The organism is Colwellia marinimaniae, from assembly GCF_002207865.1.
GTDB lineage: Bacteria > Pseudomonadota > Gammaproteobacteria > Enterobacterales > Alteromonadaceae > Colwellia > Colwellia marinimaniae.
In genome coordinates this window covers 1-334 of record NZ_BDQM01000170.1, presented here as the reverse complement: position 1 = coordinate 334, position 334 = coordinate 1, and the positions used below count along the sequence as shown (strand labels likewise).

The following is a 334-nucleotide window of genomic DNA, read 5'->3' as shown; positions in this document are numbered from 1 at the left end:
CACCAAGAGCTGAGGCATCAGGGACTCCACTCTGAGGCTAGGCTCGCTGATCAAGTTTCGCTCCGCCGCCTGGCGCCAGATATCACCGAAACCATCGAAATAACCAAAACTTATCACCACACCGACCAGTAAAAATGACGCTAACTTGACCAAAGATTCGAAGGCGAGGGCCAACATCATGCCGGGATTATGCTCGGTCGCATCGAGTTTTCTAGTACCAAATAAGATGGCAAATACGGCGAGTACAGCTGTGATGATCAAGGATATCTGGGCACCATCGAAGGGAGAGTCATCGGGCTGAAACAGATTAAGGCTAAATACCATGGCCTTAAGC

At 50.0% G+C, this 334-nt stretch carries 1 protein-coding gene; it reads right to left on the bottom strand.

Annotated features, from left to right (window positions below):
* The coding region (locus tag MTCD1_RS18755) for a hypothetical protein (RefSeq protein ID WP_143760160.1) at positions 1-334 on the bottom strand (334 nt) is incomplete at both ends.